General features: G+C 67.6%; 17 protein-coding genes and 1 pseudogene. 13 read left to right on the top strand and 5 right to left on the bottom strand.

The window, feature by feature from the left end; genetic code table 11:
• Window positions 1-220 precede the first annotated feature (220 nt).
• Window positions 221-3,724 (top strand): chromosome segregation protein SMC, encoded by a 3,504-nt coding sequence (gene smc, locus AC5P9I_RS00430; protein WP_049465845.1) that lies wholly within the window; start codon window positions 221-223, stop codon window positions 3,722-3,724.
• A 46-nt stretch (window positions 3,725-3,770) separates the two neighbouring features.
• Window positions 3,771-4,511: a cell division protein ZipA gene (gene zipA, locus AC5P9I_RS00425; protein ID WP_049465847.1), complete on the top strand. Its 741-nt coding sequence runs from the start codon at window positions 3,771-3,773 to the stop codon at window positions 4,509-4,511.
• Between the two features lie 102 nt (window positions 4,512-4,613).
• Here zipA and AC5P9I_RS00420 read toward each other — a convergent pair whose 3' ends face one another.
• The gene (locus AC5P9I_RS00420; RefSeq protein ID WP_049465848.1) at window positions 4,614-5,738 is read right to left on the bottom strand and encodes a pyridoxal phosphate-dependent aminotransferase; all 1,125 of its coding nucleotides are present in this window, start codon (window positions 5,736-5,738) and stop codon (window positions 4,614-4,616) included.
• A 132-nt stretch (window positions 5,739-5,870) separates the two neighbouring features.
• On the opposite strand from AC5P9I_RS00420, the gene ligA reads away from it, so the two are divergent.
• From ligA to AC5P9I_RS00375, 9 genes are all read left to right on the top strand, one after another.
• Window positions 5,871-8,342 carry an NAD-dependent DNA ligase LigA gene (gene ligA, locus AC5P9I_RS00415; protein ID WP_176422006.1) on the top strand — a complete coding sequence of 824 codons (2,472 nt, stop codon included), beginning with the start codon at window positions 5,871-5,873 and terminating at the stop codon, window positions 8,340-8,342.
• Between the two features lie 50 nt (window positions 8,343-8,392).
• The gene (locus tag AC5P9I_RS00410; protein ID WP_040007425.1) at window positions 8,393-8,878 is read left to right on the top strand and encodes a GNAT family N-acetyltransferase; all 486 of its coding nucleotides are present in this window, start codon (window positions 8,393-8,395) and stop codon (window positions 8,876-8,878) included.
• Window positions 8,875-9,831, top strand: a complete 957-nt coding sequence (gene epmA, locus AC5P9I_RS00405) for an EF-P lysine aminoacylase EpmA (protein WP_049465854.1) — start codon at window positions 8,875-8,877, stop codon at window positions 9,829-9,831. The genes AC5P9I_RS00410 and epmA overlap by 4 nt, the downstream gene beginning before the upstream one ends.
• A 138-nt stretch (window positions 9,832-9,969) precedes the next feature.
• On the top strand, window positions 9,970-10,701 hold the full coding sequence (locus tag AC5P9I_RS00400; RefSeq protein ID WP_049465856.1) for a DUF3011 domain-containing protein: 732 nt from the start codon (window positions 9,970-9,972) through the stop codon (window positions 10,699-10,701).
• Between the two features lie 47 nt (window positions 10,702-10,748).
• Entirely contained in the window at window positions 10,749-11,813 is a 1,065-nt protein-coding gene (gene mtnA, locus AC5P9I_RS00395) for an S-methyl-5-thioribose-1-phosphate isomerase (protein ID WP_049465858.1), read from the top strand.
• A 215-nt stretch (window positions 11,814-12,028) separates the two neighbouring features.
• Window positions 12,029-14,743, top strand: coding sequence for a DNA gyrase subunit A (gyrA, locus tag AC5P9I_RS00390; RefSeq protein WP_049465861.1), 2,715 nt, complete (start codon window positions 12,029-12,031; stop codon window positions 14,741-14,743).
• Window positions 14,744-14,874: 131 nt separating this feature from the next.
• Window positions 14,875-17,403: a membrane-bound PQQ-dependent dehydrogenase, glucose/quinate/shikimate family gene (locus AC5P9I_RS00385; RefSeq protein ID WP_495217325.1), complete on the top strand. Its 2,529-nt coding sequence runs from the start codon at window positions 14,875-14,877 to the stop codon at window positions 17,401-17,403.
• A 123-nt stretch (window positions 17,404-17,526) separates the two neighbouring features.
• A complete protein-coding gene (locus AC5P9I_RS00380) occupies window positions 17,527-18,615 on the top strand; it encodes a lysozyme inhibitor LprI family protein (protein ID WP_049465865.1) in 1,089 nt (362 codons plus the stop codon).
• Window positions 18,616-18,662: 47 nt separating this feature from the next.
• Complete coding sequence (locus AC5P9I_RS00375; RefSeq protein ID WP_049465867.1) at window positions 18,663-20,294, top strand: peptidoglycan-binding protein; 1,632 nt, start codon at window positions 18,663-18,665, stop codon at window positions 20,292-20,294.
• Window positions 20,295-20,345: 51 nt separating this feature from the next.
• Here the strand turns inward: AC5P9I_RS00375 and AC5P9I_RS00370 are convergent, their stop codons facing one another.
• Window positions 20,346-21,020, bottom strand: a complete 675-nt coding sequence (locus AC5P9I_RS00370; RefSeq protein WP_231353106.1) for a zinc-dependent alcohol dehydrogenase family protein — start codon at window positions 21,018-21,020, stop codon at window positions 20,346-20,348.
• 24 nt (window positions 21,021-21,044) lie between these two features.
• A complete protein-coding gene (locus AC5P9I_RS00365; protein ID WP_231353105.1) occupies window positions 21,045-21,335 on the bottom strand; it encodes an alcohol dehydrogenase catalytic domain-containing protein in 291 nt (96 codons plus the stop codon).
• A gap of 118 nt (window positions 21,336-21,453) precedes the next feature.
• On the opposite strand from AC5P9I_RS00365, the gene AC5P9I_RS00360 reads away from it, so the two are divergent.
• Together AC5P9I_RS00360 and AC5P9I_RS00355 are read left to right on the top strand one after the other, a co-directional pair.
• Entirely contained in the window at window positions 21,454-22,359 is a 906-nt protein-coding gene (locus tag AC5P9I_RS00360) for a LysR family transcriptional regulator (protein ID WP_053460798.1), read from the top strand.
• 130 nt (window positions 22,360-22,489) lie between these two features.
• Window positions 22,490-23,919: pseudogene (locus AC5P9I_RS00355) on the top strand (serine hydrolase domain-containing protein).
• Between the two features lie 124 nt (window positions 23,920-24,043).
• Here the strand turns inward: AC5P9I_RS00355 and AC5P9I_RS00350 are convergent.
• A complete protein-coding gene (locus AC5P9I_RS00350; RefSeq protein ID WP_049465870.1) occupies window positions 24,044-24,445 on the bottom strand; it encodes a DUF3037 domain-containing protein in 402 nt (133 codons plus the stop codon).
• Window positions 24,423-25,199: a HipA family kinase gene (locus tag AC5P9I_RS00345; RefSeq protein ID WP_049465873.1), complete on the bottom strand. Its 777-nt coding sequence runs from the start codon at window positions 25,197-25,199 to the stop codon at window positions 24,423-24,425. Before AC5P9I_RS00345 ends, AC5P9I_RS00350 begins: the two co-directional genes overlap by 23 nt.
• Window positions 25,200-25,410 lie beyond the last annotated feature (211 nt).

Raw genomic sequence — 25,410 nt, 5'->3', positions numbered from 1 at the left:
CCCGCAAGGGTGCCCGTTTTGTTTTATGGCTCCGTTTCGTGGCGTCGGGCCACGTCCGGCCGGCGGGGTGGGGCTGGACAATGTTCCACGCCCATTCGTAGAACACGGCCACATCGGTATACTCAGGGCGTCACACCCGATCCACGGGCATCGATCCCAGCAGGATCAATGACTTGGAGGGTAAACGCAGGCCGCTTGCCGGCCCCAGTCCGGAACCCCTATGCGTCTTTCCACGATCAAGCTGTCCGGCTTCAAGTCGTTCGTCGATCCGACCACCCTTCACCTGCCGAGCAACATGACCGGCGTGGTGGGGCCCAATGGCTGCGGCAAGTCGAACATCATCGACGCCGTGCGCTGGGTCATGGGCGAGAGCTCGGCCAGCCGCCTGCGCGGCGACTCGCTGACCGACGTGATCTTTTCCGGTTCCAATGCCCGCAAGCCGGTGTCGCAGGCCACGGTCGAGCTGATCTTCGACAACTCCGACCACACGATCTCCGGCGAGTACGCCTCGTTCAACGAAATCTCGGTCAAGCGCACGGTCAGCCGCGACGGTACCGGCAACTACTACCTCAACGGCACCAAGTGCCGCCGCCGCGACATCACCGACCTGTTCCTCGGCACCGGCCTGGGCCCGCGCAGCTACTCGATCATCGAGCAGGGCATGATCAGCCAGATCATCGAGGCGCGCCCGGAAGACCTGCGTGTGTACCTGGAAGAGGCAGCCGGCATCTCCAAGTACAAGGAGCGCCGCAAGGAAACCGAGACCCGCATCCGCCACACCCGCGAGAACCTGGACCGGCTGGGCGACCTGCGCGACGAGATCAGCAAGCAGCTGGAGCACCTCAAGCGCCAGGCCAAGCAGGCCGAGCAGTACCAGGCCCTGCAGGAAGAGCGCCGGGTCAAGGACGCCGAGTGGAAGGCGCTGGAATTCCGCGGCCTCGACGGACGCCTGTCCAAGCTGCGCGAAGGGTTGTCGCAGGAAGAAACGCGGCTGCAGCAGCTGATTGCCGACCAGCGTGATGCCGAAGCCCGCATCGAAACCTCGCGCGCGCGGCGCGAAGAGGCTGCCGACGCGCTCAATACCGCGCAGGCGGCGGTCTACCAGGTCGGCAGTACGCTGGCGCGCCTGGAACAGCAGATCCAGCACCAGCGCGAGCTGTCGCAGCGCCTGCACAAGGCGCGCGATGAAACGCAGCAGGCGCTGGCCGAACTGGGCCAGCACATCAGCGGCGACGAGGCCAGGCTGAGCGTGCTGCGCGAGGCGGTGGAGGCCGCCACCCCGCAGCTGGAAGCCCTGCAGGAAGAGAACGAGATCAAGCAGGAAAGCCTGCGCGAGGCCGAAGAACGGCTGGCCAGCTGGCAGCAGCGCTGGGAACAGCACACCTCGCAGAGTTCGGAAGCCTCGCGCGCCGGCGATGTCGAGCGCACGCGCGTAGACTACCTGGACAAGCAGATCCTCGATGCCGACCGGCGTCGTGAAGCCCTGGCCGCCGAGCGCGCCGGGCTGGACGTGGACGCGCTGGAGAAAGCCTTCGAGCAGCTGCACCTGCAGCACGACACGCAGAAGGCCGCGCTGGATGAACTGAGCGAAGACGTCGAGCTGCGCAAGCAGGGCGTGGCGGCCGTGCAGGAACAGCAGCGCAATGGCCAGAACGAACTGGCCGAACTGCGCAAGCAGGCCAACGGCCTGCGCGGCCGCTTGGCCTCGCTGGAAACCCTGCAGCAGGCCGCGCTGGGCCAGGAGCAGGGCGCGGCCGTCGCCTGGCTGAAGGCGCGCGGGCTGGATTCGGCGGCGCGCGTCGGCGAGCGCCTGGACGTGGATGCCGGCTGGGAAAACGCGGTGGAGAGCGCGCTCGGCCAGTTGATCGAAGGCGTGCTGGTCGATGACCCGGCCAGCCTGGTCGACGCGCTTGGCGAGCTGGGCGACGGTCACCTCGCGCTGGTCGCCAACGACGATGCCGAACTGAAGGTTGCACCCACCTCGCTGGCCGCACGCGTGCGTGGCCCGGTGGCGATCCGTCGGCTGCTGGCACACCTGCATGCGGCCCGCGACCTGTCCGAGGCGAAGGCGCTGCAGGCCAGCCTGCCCGAAGGCGATTCGATCATCACCCAGAGCGGCGAGCGCCTGGGCCGGGGCTGGCTGCGCGTGTCGCGCTCCGGTGCCGCCGAGCAGGGCGCGCTGCTGCGCGAACGTGAGATCCAGGAACTGCGCGAGCAGATCGAACAGCTGCAGGACCGCGAGGCCGAACTGGAAGACCAGCTGGCCGGTTTCCGCGAGCAGCTGCAGGCGGCCGAACAGCAGCGCGAGGACGCGCAGCGCGCGCTGTACCAGGCCCATCGCGCGGTGTCCGAACTGGCCGGCCAGTTGCAGGGCCAGCAGGGCAAGGTGGAGGCTGCACGCACGCGCATCGACCGCATCGAAGGCGAGCTGAAGCAGCTGCAGGAAACGATTGAAGCCAACAACGAGCAGGCGCGCGAAGCGCGCTCGCGGCTGGAGAACGCGGTCAGCAGCATGGGTGACCTGGAGTCGACCCGGCAGCGGCTGGAGGGCGAGCGCCGCCAGCTGACCGAGGCCCGCGACCTGGCCCGCGATGCCGCCCGTGCGGTGCGCGAGCGCTCGCATGCGCTGGCACTGACCCTGGAATCACAGCGCGCGCAGCTGGCCTCGTTGAGCCAGGCGCTGGAGCGCATGGGCACCCAGCGTGGGCAGTTGGATTCGCGACTGGGCGAGCTGCACTCGCAGCTGGACGAAGGTGACTCGCCGGTCGAAGCGCTGCAGGCCGAACACCAGAACGCGCTGGAAGAGCGCGTGCGCGCCGACCGCGTGCTGACCGAGGCGCGGACGCTGCTGGACGGCATCGACGCCGAGCTGCGCAACTACGAGCAGACCCGCCACCAGCGCGACGAACAGGCGCTGGCCCAGCGCGAGCGGATTTCGCAGCGCAAGCTGGACCAGCAGGCACTGGTGCTCAGCGCCGACACCCTGCAGGCGGCGGTGGAAAAGGCCGGCTTCGTGCTGCAGGATGTGCTCAACGCACTCCCCGAGGATGCGCGCCTGGGCGACTGGGAGCAGGCCGTGCATCAGATCGACGCACGCATGCGCCGGCTGGAGCCGGTCAACCTTGCGGCCATCCACGAGTACGGCGAGGCTTCGCAGCGTTCGGATTACCTGGATTCGCAGCACGCGGACCTGACCACCGCGCTGGAAACCCTGGAAGACGCGATCCGCAAGATCGATCGCGAGACCCGCGGCCGCTTCAAGGACACCTTCGACCGCGTCAACGCCGGCGTGCAGGCGCTGTACCCGCGCCTGTTCGGTGGCGGCCATGCTTACCTGGAGCTGACCGGTGAAGACCTGCTCGATACCGGCGTGACCATCATGGCGCGCCCGCCGGGCAAGCGCGTGTCCAGCATCTCGCTGCTGTCCGGCGGCGAGAAGGCGATGACCGCCGTGGCGCTGGTGTTTGCCATCTTCCAGCTGAATCCGGCGCCGTTCTGCCTGCTGGACGAGGTGGACGCACCGCTGGACGAAGCCAACGTCGGTCGCCTGGCCAACATGGTCAAGGAAATGAGCGAGAAGGTGCAGTTCCTGTTCGTCAGCCACAACAAGGCGACGATGGAGGCGGCGCACCAGCTCTCGGGCGTGACCATGCGCGAGCCGGGCGTCAGCCGCCTGGTGAGCGTGGACCTGGAAGAAGCCGCGCGATTGGCGGGCGCGGCCTGACGTGCCATCCTAGTTACCTGAATGAACTAGCCGGAGAACCTATCGAATGTCCGACACGGCACTGTTGCGCATCGGCATCCTGGCCGCCGGCCTGCTGTTGATCGCCGCGATCTTCCTGTTTGGCCGTCCGAAGAAGAAGCCCCAGGGGCGCCGCGTGGAAAGCGCGGAGCCGACCAGCGGCGAGCGCCGTGAGCCGGTGCTGGGCGACGATGGCGTCGTCGTGGCCGATGGCCGCGTCGAGCCGGGCATGGCCGGGGAGGGGGAGCAGGCCGAGCTTGGCCTGGCCGACACCGACCCGGCCGCGGCCAGCGACCTTGGCAAGCGCGCCACCCAGGACTTCGACAAGATCGTCTCGCTGTTCGTGGCCGCCCGGGCCGGCGAGCAGCTGCGCGGTGAAGACATCGTGGTGGCGGCGGAAAAGACCGGCCTGGTGTTCGGCCACATGAACGTGTTCCACCGCCTGGTGGAAGGCCACCCCGAACGCGGCCCGATCTTCTCGATGGCCAGCATCATGAAGCCGGGCAGCTTCGACATGGCCAACATCCGCGCCATGGAAACCCCGGCCATTGCCTTCTTCCTGACGCTCCCAGCGCCGCTGACCGCGCTGGACGCCTGGGAGAAGATGCTGCCCACCGTGCAGCGCATGGCCGAGCTGCTCGATGGCGTGGTGCTGGACGACAGCCGCAATGCCCTGGGGCGCCAGCGCATCGCACACATCCGTGACGAGCTGCGCGCCTACGACCGCCAGCACCAGGCACCGCCGCTGACCAAGACCCCGCGCTGGTAAGGGCATTTCTTCGGTGTGCCGACCACAACGGTCGGCACTCACAAACGTCGATCCACGCCATGCGTGGATAGGGCGAACCAAGGTTCGCCCCCACCATCAGGGTCACGCCGGTACGCCGGCCACCTTGGCGAACGCCCGGCGGAACGCGGCCATCTCGCCTTCGGTGCCGACCGTCACGCGCACGCGCTGCGGCCAGATCGGCCAGCTGCGTCCAATCACCACGCCGTTGTCGGCCATGGCCTTGGCGAACGCGCTGCCATCGCGCTGCACATCGACCACGAAGCAGTTCGCCTCCGAGGGCACGCAGCTGAAGCCACGCTTGCCGAGCCAGGCGATGGTGGCCTGCCGCACCCTTGCATTCTGCAGGCGTCGCTGCGGGATCAGCTGCGGGTCGCGCAGGCTGGCCAGTGCAGCGGCCAGGGCCGGCACCGGCAGCGGATTGTCGCCCAGCCCGGCCAGCTCGCGCAGGCGGTCGGGATGGGCCGCTGCCACGCCCAGGCGCAGGCCGGCCATGCCGTACAGCTTGGAGAACGTGCGCAGCACGATCAGGTCGTCGCGCTGTGCCACCTGCGCGATCAGGCTGGGCTGCTCGCTGTACTGCAGGTAGGCCTCGTCGACCAGCACGCGGGTGGAGGCGGGCTTGTGGGCCATCAGCCAGGCGAGCTCATCCGGTGCGCTGATCGAACCGGTCGGGTTGTTCGGATTGCACACATACAGCAGCCCGGTCGGCCGGGCATGTGCGGCGGCGACCATCGCGCGCAGGTCATGTGCACCGTCGTCGCGCAGCGGCACCTTCTGCACGTGCGCGCCTCGTGCGGCGGCCACCTCGCCCAGCGTCTCGAAGGTCGGGTCGGCCACCACCAGTCCCGACTGCGGGCCGGTCCACAGCACGGCGGCACGGTTCAGCGGTTCGCTGGAGCCCGGATAGAGGCGCACGTGATCAGCGGGGATGCGCGCCTGTTCGATGAAGGCATCGCGTACCTGGCCGGCCAGCGCGAAGCGGTAGCGACCGCACCCGGCGATGCTGTCGCGTGCCGCCTGTTGGGCCGCGGGGGAGGGCCCGTAGGGGCACTCGTTGAAATTCAGCAGCACCGCACCTTCGGCAGCAGCGGTGCGGGCGGCTGTCGCGGGTTGGGCATGGCCGGGCTGCGCCAGCCCGGTACCGGCGACGGCGAGGCCGGCGCCGGCCAGTTGCAGGAAGCGTCGACGGGAAGCAGGCAGGGTCACGGGCAGGATTCCGAGGGGCGACCGTCGCACGCTAGCGCCGGCAGGGGTGGGGCGGCAAGCTGCAGAAGCGGCGGCATTACAGGGCCTGACGGCCGGGCGCGGTAGAATCCCCGGCCATCCCAGAACCACCGGATCCCGATGAGCCCCAGCCCCGCCGAACGCGCCGACGTCCTCCGCCGGCAGATCGCCCAGGCCAACCGCGCCTACCACGAGCTGGACGCGCCGGAGATCCCCGACATCGACTACGACCGGATGGTGCGCGAGCTGGAAGCGCTGGAGCGCGAACACCCGGAACTGGCCCGTGCCGACAGCCCGACCCAGCAGGTCGGTGCACGCCCCTCCGGCCGCTTCCCCGAAGTGCGCCACGCGGTGCCGATGCTGTCGCTCTCCAATGCCTTCAGCGACGAAGAGGTGGCTGATTTCGTGCGCCGCATCGACGAGCGCCTGGGCCGTCGCAGCCTGCGGTTCTCGGCCGAGCCGAAGATGGATGGCCTGGCGATCAGCCTGCGTTACGAGGATGGGCACTTCGTGCTCGGGGCGACCCGCGGCGATGGCACGACCGGCGAGGACGTGACCGCCAACCTGCGCGAGATCGGCGATATTCCCAAGCGCCTGCACGGCAAGGACTGGCCGGACGTGCTGGAGGTGCGTGGCGAGGTCTACATGGCCCGCGCCGACTTCGAGGCCTACAACGAACGTGCGCGCCAGCAGGGCGGCAAGGTGCTGGCCAATCCACGCAACGCGGCGGCCGGTTCGCTGCGCCAGCTCGACCCGAAGATCAGCGCGCAGCGCAGGCTGAGCTTCTTCGCCTACGGCACCGGTGAAGTACAGGGCGGCGAACTGCCGGACACCCATTCGGGCACGCTGGCCCAGCTCGGCGCCTGGGGTTTTCCGGTCAGCGCGCTGTGCCAGGTCGTGGAAGGCACCGACGGCCTGCTCGGTTATTACCGCATGATCGGCGAACAGCGTGACGGCCTGCCGTTCGACATCGACGGCGTGGTCTACAAGCTCGATGACCGCGCTGGCCAGCAGGCGATGGGCTTCGTTTCGCGTGCGCCACGCTGGGCCATCGCGCACAAGTTCCCGGCGCAGGAGCAGAGCACCACCGTCGAAGCGATCGAGATCCAGATCGGCCGCACCGGCGCTGCCACGCCGGTCGCGCGGCTGGCGCCGGTGGCGGTCGCCGGCGTGATCGTATCCAACGCCACCCTGCACAACGCCGACCAGATCGCGCGCCTGGACGTGCGCGTCGGCGACAGCGTGATCGTGCGCCGCGCCGGCGATGTGATCCCGGAAGTGGTCAGCGTCATCCTCGACCGCCGCCCGCAGGGCACCACGCCCTGGCAGATGCCGACGCGCTGCCCGGTGTGCGGCTCGGAGATCGTGCGCGAGGAAGGTGCCGCGGCGTGGCGCTGTTCCGGTGAGTTGTCCTGCCCGGCGCAGCGCAAGGAAGCCATCGCCCATTTCGCGTCGCGGCGCGCGATGGACATCGATGGCCTCGGTGACAAGTACATCGAAACCCTGGTCGACGCCGGCATCGTCACCAGCGTGGCTGATCTGTACCGCCTCAATCGCGACCAGCTGCTGCACCTGAAGCTGGTGCTGGATGCTGAAGACCCATCCGCGCTCGCGGCCGCGCTGAAGCCGCACCTGCCTGCCGAGGGCAGTGGTGCAGTGCTCACGGCGGTGCTCAGGCTGGACGGCAACGATCCGGGCTGGCGCGCACAGGCGTTGGCGCAGCCGGCCAGCTTCGAATGGAACACCAGGAAGATCGCCACCAAGTGGGCCGACAACCTGATCGCTGCAATCGACGCCAGCCGCGCCGCCACGCTTGAGCGCCTGCTGTTCGCACTGGGCATCGAGCACGTCGGCGAGAGCACGGCCAAGGCGCTGGCGCAGTGGTTCGGTGACCTGGAACTGATCCGCCACCTGCCGTGGCCGTTGTTCAAGCGCGTGCCGGACATCGGTGGCGAAGTGGCCCGTTCGCTCGGCCATTTCTTCGAGCAGCCAGGCAACCAGCAGGCCATCGACGACCTGCTGCAGGTCGGCCAGGTCCGCATCAGTGACGTTCATGCGCCCAGCGCCCGGCTGCGCGAGGGGCTGGATCTGGCGCAGCTGCTGGTCGAGGCAGAGATCCCCGGCATCACCCGCCTGCGTGCGGAGAAGCTGGCAGCGGCGCTTCCCAGCGCGCAGTCCGTGCTCGATGCGGAGCACGGCCAGTTCGTCAACGCCGGCCTGCCGGACGACACCGCGCGCGGCCTGGCCGCCTGGCTGGATGCCGAGGGCCACGGTGCGATGCTGCTGGCCGCCGAGAAGGCGATGCAGGAGATCCTGGCCAAGGCGCCGGCGCTGGCGGAGATCGTGGCGGGTCCGCTGGATGGGCAGACCGTGGTGCTGACCGGCACGCTGGCCCAGCTCACCCGCGATGTGGCCAAGGAGCGCCTGGAGGCACTGGGCGCCAAGGTCTCCGGCAGCGTGTCGAAGAAGACCAGCTTCGTGGTTGCAGGCACCGAGGCCGGCTCCAAGCTGGACAAGGCGCAAGCACTGGGCGTGCCGGTCTGGGATGAGGATCGCCTGCTGGCCTACCTTGCCGAACACGAATGACGATTCCGCCGGGCGCCCGTGCACCCGGCATGAAATACAAAGGAGTACCCATGCAGACCGCCCCGCTCGATTTCCGCCTGGCCACCCGTGCCGACGAGGAACGGCTGATCGCGTTGATGCGCGAGTTCTACGCCGAAGACCGGATCGACTTCGACGACGCGCGCGTGCGCCGCGGCGTGGATGCGTTGCTGGCCGACCCGCGCAACGGTGAAGTGCTGCTGTGGCTGGACGAGGCGGCCGAGGTGGTCGGCTATGCGGTGATCGCGATGGGCTTCAGCCTGGAGCAGGGCGGGCATTTCATGCTGCTGGACGAGCTGTACCTGAGCCATCGCGCACGTGGGCGTGGACGTGGCAAGCAGGCGCTGGCGATCTGCGAGCAGCGGGCACGTGGGCGTGGGGTCAGCCGCCTGCGCCTGGAGGTGAACCACCATAACGAACTGGCCCGCCGCCTGTACCTGGCCAGCGGCTACATCGACGACACCCGTGACCTGCTGACCCTGCCACTGGACCATCCGCGCCCGGAGGGCATCCTGTGAGCGAAGCCCTGCTGCGTGCACTGCGGCAGCGTGCCGCGCTCAATGCGCTGGTGCGCCGCTTCTTCGCCGAGCGTGATGTGCTGGAAGTGGAAACGCCGATCCTGTCGGTCGCGGGCAACACCGAGCCTAACATCGACAGTTTCCATACCGACTTCAGCGGCCACGTCGACGCCGGTGGCCGCCGTCGCTGGTTGCGCACGTCCCCGGAGTATCCGCTCAAGCGCCTGCTCGCCGCTGGCGTTGGCGACTGCTATGAACTGGGCCGCGTGTTCCGCAACGGCGAAGCGGGGGGGTGCCATAATCCGGAATTCACCATGCTGGAGTGGTACCGGGTCGGCTGGGACCACCACCGCTTGGTGCAGGAGACCGCCGAGCTGGTCGGCCAGGCGCTGGCCCTGGTCGGGCACCGTGCAACCCTGCGCGTGCTGAGCTATCGCGAGCTGTTCCAGCAGCATGTCGGCGTGGACCCGTTCGAGGCCGACGAGGCTGCGTTGCGCGCCGCGCTCGGCGACGTGCATATCGACCCGGTCGGGTTGACCCGCGATGACTGGCTGGACCTGCTGATGACCCATCGCATCCAGCCGCAGTTCGATGACGCGGTGATGACCGTGGTGCATGACTGGCCGGCCAGCCAGGCGGCACTGGCACGCATCCGCGAGGGTACGCCGCCGCTGGCTGAACGCTTCGAGCTGTACCTGGGCGCCGTGGAGCTGGCCAACGGCTATCACGAACTGAACGATGCCGACGAGCAGCGCAGCCGTTTCCTGCGCGACCAGCAGCGACGCCATGCGCGCGGGCAGGTGCAGCCGGCGCTGGATGAGGCGCTGCTGGCGGCGTTGCCGTCGATGCCCGCCTGTGCCGGCGTGGCGGTGGGTGTCGATCGCCTGCTGATGGCGATGAACCGCACGCCGCGCATTGCCGACGTGCTGGCATTCGACTTCGCCCACGCGTGACCGTCGCGCCTTTCTGAACACCGTAGGCTGAACGGATCGACGCTCCTGCGCGCTTGCGTCGGTAAGCAGGATGATGCTCTTATCACGGCCAATGCCGGACACTGGCATGCAGTTCATCCATTCCTGGTGGGGAAGGCTTTGGTCAAGTGGTTCGCGGTTGTTGCGGCACCGGTGTACTCCATTGCGCTCTGGGGTGCCTGGCTGCCGTCGCCGGCGTCGGCCCAGCAGGTGGGCTACGACGGCGAAGTGGTGACCTGCGAATCGCGAGACATGGGCTGGGTGCACTGCGATATCGAGGTCGCCAACGGCGTCGACCTGGTGCGCCAGCTGTCCAGCAACAGCTGCATCCGTGGCAGCGAGTGGGGCACTGACCGCAGTGGCGTCTGGGTCACCCTGGGCTGCCGGGCCGAGTTCCGCGCCCGGCGCGCAGCGGGCGCGGCCCCGCCTGCGGACAGCGCCGGCAAGCGGCTGGTGCGCCGCGTGGTGCGCTGCGAATCCAATGGCCGTCCGCAGAGCTGCCCGGTGCGCCTGGATGGCGCCCCCGTGCGCCTGCTGCGCCAGCTGTCGGTGCTGCCATGCCGCGAGGGGCAGGGCTGGGGCTACAAGCGCAATGAGATCTGGACCAGCCGCGGTTGCCAGGGCGATTTCGAAGTGGCCGACGATGATGGCCGCTTCGTCGACATGCCGCGTCGCCTGACCTGCGAATCGAAATCGAAGAAGCGGCGTTTCTGCGGCGCCAGCATCTCCGTTGGCGCGGTCGTGTCCGAGCAGCTGTCGAGCACGCCGTGCGAGGAAGGCAGTACCTGGGGCTGGAGCCGCAACGGCATCTGGGTGGACGGCGGCTGCCGCGCCGAATTCTCGGTGAATTGAGCCCGGGCGGGCTCCAACGCTGCCGGGCGTGGCCCTACAATGGGCCCATGAACACTGCCTCCGACATCGACTACGCCCGTTATGACCACATCCGCCCGATCCTGTGGACCGGCGATGCCCTGCAACTGCTGGACCAGCGCAGGCTGCCGTTCGTGGTCGAGCATGTGGTCTGCCATGACAGCGACGAGGTCGCCAGCGCCATCCATGCGTTGACCGTGCGCGGCGCGCCGGCCATCGGCATCGCCGCCGCCTGGGGCGTGGTGCTGGCCGCCCGCGGGGTGCAGGCCGCCGACGGTGCGCACGCCCTGCAGCAGCTGGAACCGGCGTTGCAGCGGCTCAATGCCTCGCGCCCGACCGCAGTCAACCTGGCGTGGGCGCTGGCGCGCATGCGCCGTTGCCTGCACGCCGCCGGCGCCGACTGGAAGGCACTGCTGGAGGCCGAAGCGCAGGCCATCGCCGAGGAAGACCTGGCCGCCAACCGCCACATGGGCGCGCTGGGCGCCGGCCTGATCGAGGCCGGCAGCGGCGTGCTGACCCATTGCAACACCGGCTCGCTGGCCACCGCAGGCTTCGGCACCGCGCTGGGCGTGATCCGTGCCGGCATGGCCCAGCACCGCATCGCCCGCGTCTTCGCCGGCGAGACCCGGCCGTGGCTGCAGGGCGCGCGCCTGACGGTGTGGGAGCTGCAGCAGGATGGAATCGACGCCACCCTGATCGCCGATTCGGCCGCCTCGCACCTGATGAAGACCGGCGCCGTGCAGTGGGTGATCGTGGGCGCGGACCGCATCTGCGCCAATGGTGACACCGCCAACAAGATCGGCACCTACCAGCTGGCGATCGCCGCCCGCCACCACGGGGTCAAGTTCATGGTGGTCGCTCCGTCCTCGACCGTGGACATGGAGACCGTGGACGGCAGCCAGATCGAGATCGAGCAGCGTGATCCGGGCGAGCTGTACGGCGTGGGCGGCACCCGCACCGTCGCCGAGGGCATTGCCGCCTGGAACCCGGTGTTCGACGTCACCCCGGGCGAGCTGATCGACGCCATCGTGACCGAGCGCGGGGTGATCCTGAACCCGACCGCCGAGAACATGCGCACCGCCTTCGGCAGCTGAGGCGCAGGGGAGGGCGGCGCGACCGCCGCCCCGGTAGTGCCGGCCGCTGGCCGGCAACCCCCTAAGTTCCTGATTTGTGCCGGTAAAATCCCCGTAAAGGCAGGCGGAAAACAGCCCGTTGTGGTAGTATCCACAGGTTGAATCGAGGTTCCGGCGCGACCCCCTCCCGCAGAGGGCTGCGCCGGACTGGACCGCTACCAGACAACGGAACCCGAATGGCAGAAACCGCCAAGGAAATCATCCAGGTCAACCTGGAAGACGAGATGCGCAAGAGCTACCTCGATTACGCGATGAGCGTGATCGTGGGGCGCGCGCTGCCGGATGCGCGCGACGGCCTCAAGCCGGTGCATCGTCGCGTGCTGTACGCGATGAACGAACTCAACGCGCACAGCAACAAGCCCTACTTCAAGTCGGCGCGTATCGTCGGTGACGTCATCGGTAAGTACCACCCGCATGGCGATCAGTCGGTGTACGACACGCTGGTGCGCCTGGCACAGCCGTTCTCGCTGCGCTACATGCTGGTCGACGGCCAGGGTAACTTTGGTTCGATCGACGGCGACTCCGCTGCGGCGATGCGATACACCGAGGCGCGCATGTCGCGCCTGGCGCATGAGCTGATGGCCGACATCGACAAGGAAACCGTCGATTTCCAGCCCAACTACGATGAAAAGGAACTGGAGCCGACGGTCATGCCGACCCGGTTCCCGAACCTGCTGGTCAATGGTTCGGCCGGTATCGCGGTGGGCATGGCGACCAACATCCCGCCGCACAACCTGAGCGAGTCGATCAATGCCTGCATCGCGTTGATCGACAACCCGGACATCGATGTCGATGGCCTGATGGAGTACATCCCGGGCCCGGATTTCCCGACTGCCGGCATCATCAACGGCACCGCCGGCATCGTCGCCGGCTACCGCACCGGCCGTGGCCGCGTGCGCATCCGTGCCAAGGCCGATATCGAAGTGGCCGACAACGGCCGCGAGTCGATCATCGTCACTGAAATTCCTTACCAGGTGAACAAGGCGCGTCTGATCGAGAAGATCGCCGAGCTGGTCAAGGAAAAGAAGATCGAAGGCATCAGCGAGCTGCGCGATGAGTCCGACAAGGACGGCATGCGCATCTACATCGAGATCAAGCGCGGTGAATCTGCCGAGGTTGTGCTGAACAACCTGTACCAGCAGACGCAGATGGAATCGGTGTTCGGCATCAACATGGTGGCGCTGGTCGATGGCCGCCCGCAGTTGATGAACCTCAAGCAGATGCTGGAGGCGTTCGTTCGCCACCGCCGCGAAGTGGTCACCCGCCGCACCGTGTTCGAGCTGCGCAAGGCGCGCGCCCGTGCCCACGTGCTGGAAGGCCTGACCGTCGCGCTGGCCAACATCGACGAGATGATCGAACTGATCAAGACCTCGCCGAACCCGAACGAAGCGCGCGAGCGCATGCTGGCACGCGTGTGGGAGCCCGGCCTGGTCGGTGCGATGCTGGGTGCCGCCGGTGCCGAAGCCTCGCGTCCGGAAGACCTGCCCAAGGGCGTGGGCCTGATCGAGGGCGGCTACCAGCTGACCGAGATCCAGGCCACCCAGATCCTGGAAATGCGCCTGCACCGCCTGACCGGGCTGGAGCAGGACCGCCTGACCGACGAGTACAAGCAGCTGCTGGAAGTGATCGCCGGGCTGATCCACATCCTGGAAGATCCCGACCGCCTGCTGCAGGTGATCCGCGAGGAACTGGTCAACGTCAAGGCCGAGTTCGGCGACGAGCGCCGCACCGAGATCCGCCACAGCGAAGAGGACCTGGACATCCTCGACCTGATCGCGCCGGAAGACGTGGTGGTCACGCTGTCGCACGCCGGCTACGTCAAGCGCCAGCCGGTCAGTGCCTACCGCGCACAGCGCCGCGGCGGGCGTGGCCGCAGCGCGGCGGCGACCAAGGAAGAGGACTTCATCGAACAGCTGTGGCTGGTCAACACGCATGACACGCTGCTGACCTTCACCAGTTCGGGCAAGGTGTTCTGGCTGCCGGTCTACCAGCTGCCCGAAGCCGGTTCCAACGCCCGCGGCCGTCCGATCATCAACTGGATCCCGCTGGAGCCGGGCGAACGCGTGCAGGCCGTGCTGCCGGTGCGCGAATACGCCGATGGCCAGTTCGTGTTCTTCGCCACCCGGAACGGCACGGTCAAGAAGACCCCGCTGGGCGAGTTCGCCTTCCGCCTGGCCCGCGGCAAGATCGCGATCAACCTCGACGAGGGTGATGCCCTGGTCGGCGTCGGCCTGACCGACGGCGAGCGCGACATCCTGCTGTTCGCCTCCAACGGCAAGACCGTGCGCTTCGGTGAGGACAAGGTCCGCTCGATGGGCCGTACCGCCACCGGCGTGCGCGGCATCAAGATGCCGCCGGGCGAGGAAGTGGTCAGCCTGATCGTGGCCGAGAGTGCCGGTGGCATCGAGGACGAGAACGAGGACGACAATGGTGTCGAGGACGCCGCGGCCAGCGCTGATGCGGTGATCGACGGCGCCGATGACAGCAGCGTGCAGTACATCCTCACCGCCACCGAGAACGGCTATGGCAAGCGCACCCCGTTGCCGGATTACCCGCGCAAGGGGCGTGGCACGCAGGGTGTGATCGGCATCCAGACCACTGAGCGCAACGGCAAGCTGGTCGCCGCAGTGCTGATGGGCTCCAGCGACGAAGTCCTGCTGATCTCCGATGGCGGGACCCTGGTGCGTACGCGTGGTTCGGAAATCAGCCGCGTCGGCCGCAACACCCAGGGCGTCACCCTGATCCGCCTGTCCAAGGACGAGAAGCTGCAGGCGGTGGAGCGCATGGACGCCTCGATCGACGAGGACGAGGACGAGGTGGCCGTGGCGGCCCCGGCCACGACCGACGGCGCCCCGGCCGCTGCCAGCAGCGAGGACGCCGCGCAGGACTGATCCTGCCGCGAGCCTGAGGTACCCGACGACGCCGGCCCTGTGCCGGCGTCGTCGTATCCGGATGCCGCCCGTGCGCGCGCGCTTCACGTTGGCGGTGGGATAACGGCGCATGCTGCCCCCGGAGATCGACGATGTCCGCCACGCCGCAGTCCGCTCCCGCTCCCGTCCGTGCCTCCCGGCATCCCCTGGTCACCGTGCTGTCGCTGCTGCTGGTCCTGCTCGGCCTGGTCATCGGCGGGCTCGGCGCGTGGCTGCTCAGCCTTGGCGGCTCGGCGTACTACGCCATCGCCGGACTCGGCCTCCTGGCCAGTGGCCTCCTGCTGTTTGGCAACCGTCGCAGCGGAGCGCTGCTGTATGCGCTGGTGTTCATCGGAACACTGCTGTGGACCTGGTGGGAAGCGGGCAGTGACTACTGGCGCTGGGTGCCGCGGCTGGGCCTGGTGACGGTGCTCGGCATCGTGCTGGCACTGCTGGCGCCGACCCTGCGCGAACCGGTCTCCAGGCGCCTGTCGCGCAGCGTGGCCGGCGTGCTGATGCTGGTGTTCGTGTGCGCCTTTGGCCTGGCCTTCGCGCCGCACGGCGAAGTGGACGGGCAGCAGCCGTTCCCCGAAGGCGCGGCCAGCGCCGGACTGGAACCCACGCGCGATACCACCGGCCTGCAGCCGGCCGACCAGCCTGCCGCGGGCGATTGGCCGGCGTGGGGCCGCAGCAATGCGGCCACTCGCTATTCGCCGCTGCAGCAGATCACTCCGGCCAACGTGGCTACGCTGCAGCCGGCCTGGCAGTTCCGCACCGGTGACCTGCCGAAGAAGCGCTGGGGCGCGGAAACCACGCCGCTGAAGATCGGTGACCGCCTCTATCTGTGCACCGCGCGCAATCGCCTGATCGCGCTCGATGCCGCCACGGGGAAGGAACTGTGGCGGTTCGACCCGAAGGTGCGGGATGCTTCGATTCCTTACACCGCCGCCTGTCGCGGCGTGAGCTATTACGAGCAACCCGCCACACCGACCTTCGCCGATGCGGTGCTGGCCGACGTCGCTGCCGATCTGGCCCTGCCCGAGCCGCCGCCCAGCGTCAGCCGCAGCGCCGCACCGGGCAGTCGTCCGGCCTGTTCGGCCCGCATCATCGAAGGCACGCTGGATGGCCGCATCATCGCGGTGGATGCCGACAGTGGCCACCCCTGTGCAAATTTCGGCAACAACGGCCAGGTCGACATCACCCTGGGCATGGGCGAGGTGCCACCGGGCTATGTGTCGATCACCTCGCCGCCGGCCATCGTGCGCGGCGTGATCGTCACCGGCCACCAGGTGCTGGATGGACAGCGCCGGGATGCACCTTCGGGCGTGATCCAGGCCTACGACGCGATCACCGGCAAGCTGCGCTGGACATGGGACATGGACCGGCCAGAGCGCAGCGGGCTGCCGCCGCGCGAGCAGACCTACACGCGCGGCACGCCGGACATGTGGACCTCTGCCACCGGTGATGAAGCACTGGGGCTGGTCTATCTGCCGCTGGGAAATTCCGCAGGCGACTACTGGAGCGGCTCGCGTACCGAAAGCCAGAATCGCTATTCGACCTCGCTGGTGGCGCTCGATGTGGCCACCGGCAAGCCGGTCTGGCATTTCCAGGCCGTGCCCAAGGACGTGTGGGACTACGACCTGGGCTCGCAGGCCAGCCTGATCGACTATCCGACAGCGGCCGGGAAGGTGCCGGCGATCCTGCTGCCGACCAAGCAGGGGGACCTGTACATCCTCGACCGCCGCAACGGCCAGCTGCTGACCGCCGCCGAAGAGCGCAAGGTACCGGTGGGCGGCGTCGAACCCGAACAGCGTTCTCCCACGCAACTGTTCTCGCTGTACCACACGCTGCGTCGGGAGCAAAACCTGACCGAGCGTGACATGTGGGGCATCACTCCGATCGACCAGCTGGTCTGCCGCATCCAGTTCCGCAAGGCGTACTACGAAGGCATCTACACGCCGCCGAGCAGTGATCGCCATTCCATCGAATACCCCGGCTACAACGGCGGTTCGGATTGGGGCAGCGTGTCCATCGACACGCGTCGCGGTGTGATCGTGGCCAACTACAACGACATGCCCAACTACAACCGGCTGGTGCCACGTGCTGAAGCCGACCGGTTGAGCTGGTTGCCGCGCGAGAAGGTCCGTGCCGACAGGGGCGGTGGCGAGGGTGCCGGCGATCCGCAGCTGGGCACGCCGTACGGCATCCAGGTCAACGCTGGCTGGCGGCTGCCGTTCACCGGCCTGCCGTGCAAGCAGCCGCCCTATGGCGGCATCCGTGCCATCGATCTGCGTACCGGCAAGCTGCTGTGGGACCGTCCGTTCGGCAGTGCACGCGGCAATGGACCGTTCGGCATCCGTTCCGGCCTGCCGATCGAGATCGGCACGCCGAACAATGGCGGCTCGGTGGTCACCGCCAGCGGACTGATCTTCATCGCCGCCGCTACCGATGACCTGCTGCGCGCCATCGACCTGAAGACGGGCAAGGAGCTGTGGCATGCCACGCTGCCTGCCGGCGGGCAGGCCACGCCGATGGTGTACGAGCAGGGTGGGCGCCAGTACGTGGTGATGATGGCCGGCGGCCATCACTTCATGGAAACCCCGAACGGCGATTACGTGATGGCCTTCGCCCTGCCGAACTAGCGATCGCCGGCCTGAACACGCATGCGGGCTGTGACCGCTGTCGCTGAAGTTGCGCTGGCGACCGGGCAGCATCCATCATCGGAACAGGACGGGGCCGGCCAACGCCCCCAGGGAAGGAAACGCATGCTGAACTCCGAACGTCTGCCGGGGCGTGCCACCCGGTTGCTGGCAGGACTGCTTCTGCTTGGCCCGTGCCTGTGGGCAAGCGCGCAGGCGTCGCCGCAGCCCGCCGCACGCAAGGTGCCCAGTGGTGCCGAACTGATCGCGGGCGATGCGCGCTATCTGAGCCCCGCCCATGCGCCCTGCATGGCGGCCGCAGGCACCGCGCTGGACGCCCGTCGTCGTTGTGCCGACGCTGAATTCAAGGTGCACGACGATGCACTCAATGCCGCCTACAGCGCGGCGCGCGCCACACTGACCGCCAGTGATCAGCAGGTGCTGCGCGATCTGCAGCGGCAATGGCTGCGCCAGCGCGACAGCCGGTGCCCGGAAGGCGGCACGGCCGTTGCCCAGCTGGATTCGCAGCAATGCCGCACGCACATGACCCTGCTGCGTGCCCGCCAGCTGCAGGGCGGCGGTGCGGCGGTGCTGGTGGCGGAAGCCAAGGCGGCCCCGGCGCCGGCGCAGGTCGCTGTGCATACCGCCGATGTCGCGCCCGACACACAGGGCAGGATCGTCCTGCGGCCCGGCGAGGGCAGGATCACGCCTGCACTGCAGGTGGTCTTCCAGGTGACCGATTGCAGCGGCACCGACAACGTGACGACCTGCCAGGTGCGGAGCATGGGCGTGACCCGTGGTGGGCGCAACGTGGCGGTCACGGACGTGCAGCCGCGCCTGACCCGCGCCGGCACCGGTGCCCAGGGTGCGACCGCCGGGCTGCTGGCCGTTTCGGATTTCAATGGCGATGGCGTGCCGGACCTGCAGGTGTGGCAGGACAACAACGGTGTCTACAACGTTCCGGTGCATGCGTTCTATCTGTTCGATGCCAAGCGCAACCGCTATGTGCGTGCCAAGGCGTTGGAAGCGGCCATCGGTGGACGCGACATCGACCATATCGACAATGGGCGGTTCGTGCTGCGCGCGAAGGTCAGCCCGTGCGAGCGCGAGGACAAGGTCATCCAGCTGCGCGGAACGGAGCCGCGCACGCTGCTGCAGCGCCGCTATGACACCTGCAAGGGCGAAGCCCCGACCGAATCGGACCTGCTGAAGTAGGTCTTCCCCCGACGAACGGATGCGTTCCGGAACTGGAGAGCTGAAGGATGAGCGAAGGCTATGGAAAAGGTGGGTCAGGCTTCGGCCTGACCCGGGACCAGTCGGTCGAGATGATCGTGCGTACCTGCATCGACAACGGCATTACCGACCATCGGCAGATTGCCTACGTGCTGGCCACGGCGCAGCACGAATCGCGTGATTTCGCCGCGCCCGAGGAAGACTGGGGCAGGAAGCAGGCGGTGGATCTGCGCTACTTCGGCGGCGAAGAGTATTTCGGCCGGGGCTTTGCCCACCTCACCCACGTCAACAACTACGAGCGGCTGGGCGAGGCGCTGGGAATGGGCCGCGAGCTGGTCGAGCATCCAGAACGGGCCGCGCAGGCGGAGATCGCCACCAAGGTGCTGGTGGTGGGGATGCGCGATGGCATGTTCGGTGCGCGGCTGTCCGACCACGTCAACGCCAACCATGCCGACTACCGGCAGGCGCGGGCCTCGGTCAATGGCGGTGAGCTGAACAACGGCAGTCCCTATCCAGACGCCATCGCCGCACGGGCCACTGAATGGGAATCGCAGGTCGCCGGCCTGGTCCAGCGTGTGCAGCAACCAGGCTTCCAGATGCCGGTGCCGACCCTCCAGGCGCCCGCCGGGGCGATGGACCTGCACCGGGGCGACGCCAACCAGCAGGTGCTGGAGGCACAGCAGTACCTGCAGCGGCTGGACATCCGCAACAACGCCAATGCCGCGATCAAGCCCGACGGTGATTTCGGCGCCTCCACCGAGCAGGCCGTGCGCCGCTTCCAGACCGAGCGCGGCATCGATCCGGCCAATGGCCGCATCGATGATGCGTTGCTGGAACGCATGCGCAGCGACACGCTGGCGGTCGATCCGGACTTCAAGCGCCGGACGGTGACCGACCTGACCGGGCCGCTGGCCGACGGCAACCTGGGCCCTGGTGAGAAGGGCGAGCCGGTGTTCGAGATGCGCCGCCAGCTGGAAGCGTTGGGGTACCTGACCGAACCGAACCCGCGTGCCGAGCGCGATGCGCGCACGTTTGATGCCGGCATGCAGGCGGCCATGCGCAACTTCCAGCAGGACTATGGCCTGCCGCTGCGCCCCGGCGGCGTCATCGACGCGGACGCGCGCCGGCAGTTGAACGATGCCACCGTCGCTCGCGAGCATGCGCCGACCACCGAGTTCGACCGCGCGGAGAACTGGCCGCCGCAGCGTCCGCCCTATACGCGGGCGGAGTTCCAGCCGGAGCAGGTGCGGGCGCGGCAGCAGGCAGCGGCGAATCCACCGGTCGCTGGTCCGGCCGCGCCGGAGCCCGCACCGCAGCCCAATGGCGTGGAATCGCTGTCGCCCAGGGACGCAGCGCTGTTCGAGCGCATCCGCCAGGGGGTACCTGGCACCATCGGCGACGAGCACGTCATGCAGGCAGTGCTGGAGTCCAAGCGCAACGGCATCGATGATGCCGCGCGCGTCGACCGGGTGATGATGGCCGGAGATCGCCTGTGGGTTGCCGGGTTGATTCCCGGTGAGCGCGCCAGTGTGGATACGGCACAACCCGCGCGCTCGATGGAGGAATCGGTGAATGATCTGGCCGGTGACAATCGGCAGCGCGAGCACCAGCTCGCCCTCGAAAGCCGCCAGCATGAGAACCGCGGGCCTTCAATGGCCTGAGCCTGCGGCAGCGACGTGCCCGCTGTGGGTCCGTCGCTGCCGGAAGGGTGTCTACAGCGTCACCACCACTTTGCCGATCTGTTCGTTCGATTCCAGGTAGCGGTGGGCGTCCTGGATCTGTGCGAAGGGGAACACCTTCGCGATCTTCGGCGCCAGCATGCCCTTGTCCAGGCCATCGACGATGAACGCCTTGGCGCGTGCCAGCGCGGCATCGTCGGAGACGATTTCCGAGTACAGGTAGCCCTTCAGCGTCAGCGACTTGCCCAGCACGTTGAACAACGGGAACGGGGTGGGTTCGCTGCTCAGCGCGCCGTATTCCAGCAGGATGCCGCCACGGGCCATCGCCTCGGTCAGCGGCACGAACTGCGGGCCACCGATTGGGTCGAACACCACGCGGGCGCCGGCATCGCCGGTGATGCGCGCCACCTCGGCTGCCAGATCCTGCTCCTGGGTGGCGATGACATGGGCGGCACCGGCATCGAGCAACGCCTGGCGCTTGCCCGGGCCACGGGTGACCGCAATCGGCGTGGCACCTACCGCATTGGCGATCTGGATCGCGGCCAGGCCGACGCTGCTGCTGGCAGCGGTGATGATGACGAAATCCCCGGCGGTCAGCTGCGCCTGTTCCAGCAGTGCGCCCCAGGCGGTGACGTACTGCATCCACACTGCGGCGGCCGTTTCGAAGCCCAGCGCCTGCGGGTGCCTGACTACCAGTCGTGCCGGCACGTTGGCCAGCTCGCCATAGGTGCCCTAGCGGGCGATATCCAGCGGCGGCACCACGCTCACCGCATCGCCAGCAGCGAACCCGCTCACCGCACTGCCGGCCGCCTCGACCACACCGGCCGCTTCATAGCCCAGCCGGCTGGGGAACTGCGCCTCCTGCAGATAGGCGCCGTTGCGGAACATCACCTCGGCACGGTTCAGGCCGATGGCCTTGACCCGGATCTGGACCTCGTCGGCGGCGGGGGCGGGAACATCGATGTCGTCAATGCGCAGCACATCGGCGCTGCCATATTCATGGATGCGGACAACCTGGCTCATGGGGGCTCCTCGGCAAGGCCGGCGCTGGGGCCGGCAGAAAGGTGGACGCTACTGTGCGCGTGGCCTGCCTCCAGAATAAGGGGTAATCTGGTGTTTCATTGAAAACCAATTGTTTGCAATGGACCTGATCGCTCCCCTGCGGACCTTCGTCAAAGTGGCCGAGGTCGGTTCCTTCGCTGCTGCCGCCGAGGCGCTGGACCTGTCGCCGCAGCTGGTCGGCAAACACGTGCAATCGCTGGAACAACACCTGGGCGTGCGCCTGCTCAACCGCACCACGCGCAAGCAGAGCCTGACCGACTTCGGCCAGGCCTATCTGGCGCGGGCACGGGTGATTCTGGAGGAAGTGGAGGGCGCCGAGCAATTGGCAGAAGTGGCGCGTGGACGGCCGATGGGGCGCTTGCGCATCAGCGCGCCGGTCACCTTCGGCGTGCACGCACTGGGCCCGGCGGTGGTGGCCTACATGCAGCAGTACCCGGACGTGCAGGTTGATCTGAACCTGTCCAACAGCCTGGTGGACATCGTCGAGGACGGCTACGACCTGGTGTTCCGTACCGGTGATCTGGCCGACAGCGGGCTGGTGGCACGGCGGCTGGGACCCTATCCGCTGGTCCTGTGTGCCTCGCCGGACTATCTGGCTTCGCGCCCGGCCATCACCCATCCCAATGACCTGAGCCGGCACGAGTGCCTGGGCTTCGCGCATTCGATCATCCGCACGCGCTGGAGTTTCCGTGATGCCGATGGCAGCGTGCTGACCGTCCCGGTGTCCAGCCGATTCATGGTCAACCAAGCCGAGCCGCTGCTGACAGCGGCCGTGGGTGGTCTGGGGTTGATCCTGCAGCCCTACGAAATGCTTGCCGCTGCGCTGGTGCGTGGTGAACTGGTGGAAGTGCTGCCAGACCATGTGCCGGTATCAACGTGGATCAACCTGGTGTACCCGCGCGACCGCCAGCTGACGCCCAAGCTGCGCAGCTTCCTGGACTTCTGCGTGGCGCGATTCACTGAGCAGACGATGGCAAGGCGATAGCGTGGCATCGATCAGTATTCCCGTGTTCCCATGCGTCACCGTCGAGGTGTTGCGGCAGAGTCCCTGGCGTGGATGCGGCGGGCCGATCCATCGTCTAGGATGCGCCCAGGATACCCGCAAAGGAACTGCCATGAGGGTTGTTGGACGCCTGTTTCTCTGCAATGCGCTGGCCTGTTTGGTCCTGGTTGCCACATCGGCGTTTCCGGCAGTTGGCGCAGCGTCTTCCGAGCGCCAACAACCACGTGCGCAGGAGGCCATCGATGACTGGCTTGCGGCCTTCAACGCAGGCAGCCTCGAGGCATTGCAAGCCTTCGCCGACAGGTATGCGAAGAAGGATGGCAGCGGTCCTGGGGACTATCTCGAATTCCGCGGGAGCACAGGCCCGCTGCGCGTGCTGGAAGCAATCGAGAGCGCCCCCGGCCAAGCGAAGCTGCTGGTGATGGGCGAGCTGAGCGAACGTGCGGGTGGGTGACGGCCGTCATGGACCCGGCCAATCCGCCGCACCTGAAGCAGTTCCAGATCGAGGGAACTGAAACGCCGGACAAGTACAAGCCGGCACGGGTTGCAGTGCCTGCCCTCATGGCCGATGCCGCGACGAGGCTGGAGGCGCTGCGGGAGCAGGACGCGCTGTCGGGGGCATTGCGGGTCGCACAGAACGGCAGGGTCCTTCTGGACTGGCGCGGTGGTGATGCCGATCGTGCCGCTGGAATTCCAGTGGGCGTGGATACGCAATTCCGCCTTGCGTCCTCCAACAAGATGTTTACCGCCGTAGCCATCCTGCAGCTGATGCAGACCGGCAGGCTCAGTCTCGATGAAACGATCGGCAAGTACCTGTCGGACTATCCGAACAAGGCCGTCGCCAACACCGTGACCGTGCGTCAACTGCTGTCGCACACCAGTGGCCTGGGCGATTTCTTCGGCGATGACTTCGAACAGTCTTCCGCGTCGCTGAAGACGCTGGATGACTACGTGCAGCGCTTCGCCAAGGATGCACCGCAGTTCACGCCGGGCAGCCAGGACAGCTATTCCAACTATGGCTACATCGTACTGGGACGCATCATTGAGGTGGTTTCGGGGCAGTCGTACTACGCTTATGTGGAGGAGCACATCCTGCGCCCGGCGGGCATGACCGGCACCGGCTTCGAACCGGAAACAGCGTGCGTTCCAAAGCGTGCCATCGCCTACACGAAGCACGATGGGCAATGGGTCCGTGAAATGAAGTCGCTGCCCTGGCGCGGCATGTCGGCCGGTGGTGGGTACAGCACGGTGGCCGATATGATGAAGTTCGCCGAGGCACTGCAGAGCGGGAAGCTGGTCTTACCTGCATTGCTGCAGCAGGCTACGACGGCGCAGAACCACAAGGGCTGGTATGGCTTTGGTTTCGTGGTGCAGGGCGAGGGCAGGGAACATCAGTACGGCCACGAAGGCGGTGCGCCTGGATCGAACAGCGCCATCGTGGTGCTGCCCGCGCAGGGCTATGTGGTCGTCGGCCTGGCCAATGTCGATCCGGATGCGATCGGCAATGTGGTCAACTACATCGCTCGACGGCTGCCACTGTAGCGAAGGTGCATGGCTCGAAGCGGCTTGGTAGAGTCGACTGTCAGTCGGCCATCTCGCGGAACGCAGGCTCTTCGATCTTCCCGCGACCGGCAGTCGACCAGCGGTCGACTCTACCCGATCGATGTCACTCGGATGGTGCCGGGACCCGCACCATCTTCGTCATCAGGTGTTCCACCACGCCGGCCGGATCGGCCGTGCGCCCCACATGCGTGCTCGACATCTGCACGACGGAGCTGCGCTTGGCGGTGAGGAAGTGGAACCGTGCGCGCGCCGGCAGCTGCGCGATCGGCCCAGCGCTGGCATCGCCGCGGCAGATCGCCACGATCGCATCCAGCCACGGCTGCAATGCCTCCTGGTCCAACGCCGGGGCGAAGGCGCGCAGGCGCCCGGGATCGATATCGATGGCCGCTTCCAGATGGCGCGCGCCGGGGCAGGAGACGATCACTCCGACGTTGATGAACTCCTCGCGTTCCACCCGCGGTACCACGCGGATGACCGCATAGTCATACGTGTGCAGCGTGGGCACGGATGGCCTCCTGCACGAACACTGCACGCACTTTCAATCGGTGCCTGAGATAGGAGATGTAGCCCTGGCGATAGTCCTGCGGGCTGTCGAACGCTGGTTCGTCCACCAGCCAGCTGTCCGGCACCAGGCCGACGATGCGCTCGATCTCGGCATCGGTCAGGCGCGCAGCCAGTTCTGCATCCACCTCGGCAATACGGCTGGCGAACGGCAGCAGCACATGGTCGCGGATCAACACGAACGGCTTCTCGCAGGCGTCACCGGCATTGGCCCAGTCGTGGTGGAAGTACATCGCCGCGCCGTGGTCGATCAGGTACAGCTTGCGGTGCCATACCATCAGGTTGGGGTTGCGCGTGGTGCGATCCACGTTGCTGGTGAACGCATCGAACCAGACGATGCGCGAGGCCAGGTCGGCGTCCACCGGCATCGCCGCCGGATCGTAGTTGATCGCACCCGGCAGGTAGTCCAGGCCCAGGTTCAGGCCTTCGCTGGCACGGATCAGTTCCTGGATCTCCGGGTCAGGCTCGGTGCGGGCGAATTCGCGGTCCAGCTCGACGAACAGGATTTCCGGAATCGGCAGGCCCAGCGTGCGTGCCATTTCGCCGGCGATCAGTTCGGCAATCAGTGCTTTCGGGCCCTGGCCGGCGCCGCGGAACTTCAGCACGGCCATGCCGTCGTCGTCGGTCTCGACCACGGCGGGCAGGGAGCCGCCTTCGCGTAGCGGGGTGATATAGCGGAGGGCATGTACGGTGCGCATGCCTGCATTCTAGCGTGGGTGCAGGGGCAACCCGGCGGCCCGATCGAGCGGGCTCGGCCTTCACCTGTCCGTTCCGTCCGTGGTGGCAGCATCGGTGTCACGAACCCTCGGGTTCAGGGCGTGCTGGCGCTCCCCATGCGGGTAGTCCAGGCAGGGCAGGTGCCCCGCTGCCAGCGATGCCCGCACTGCGAAGCGGAAACCTCATCCACGA

The sequence above is a fragment of the Stenotrophomonas sp. YJH_SMC_29 genome (genome assembly GCF_059371235.1).
The sequence above is the reverse complement of the archived record's forward strand: the minus strand, read 5'-3'. Positions and strand labels throughout refer to the sequence as shown.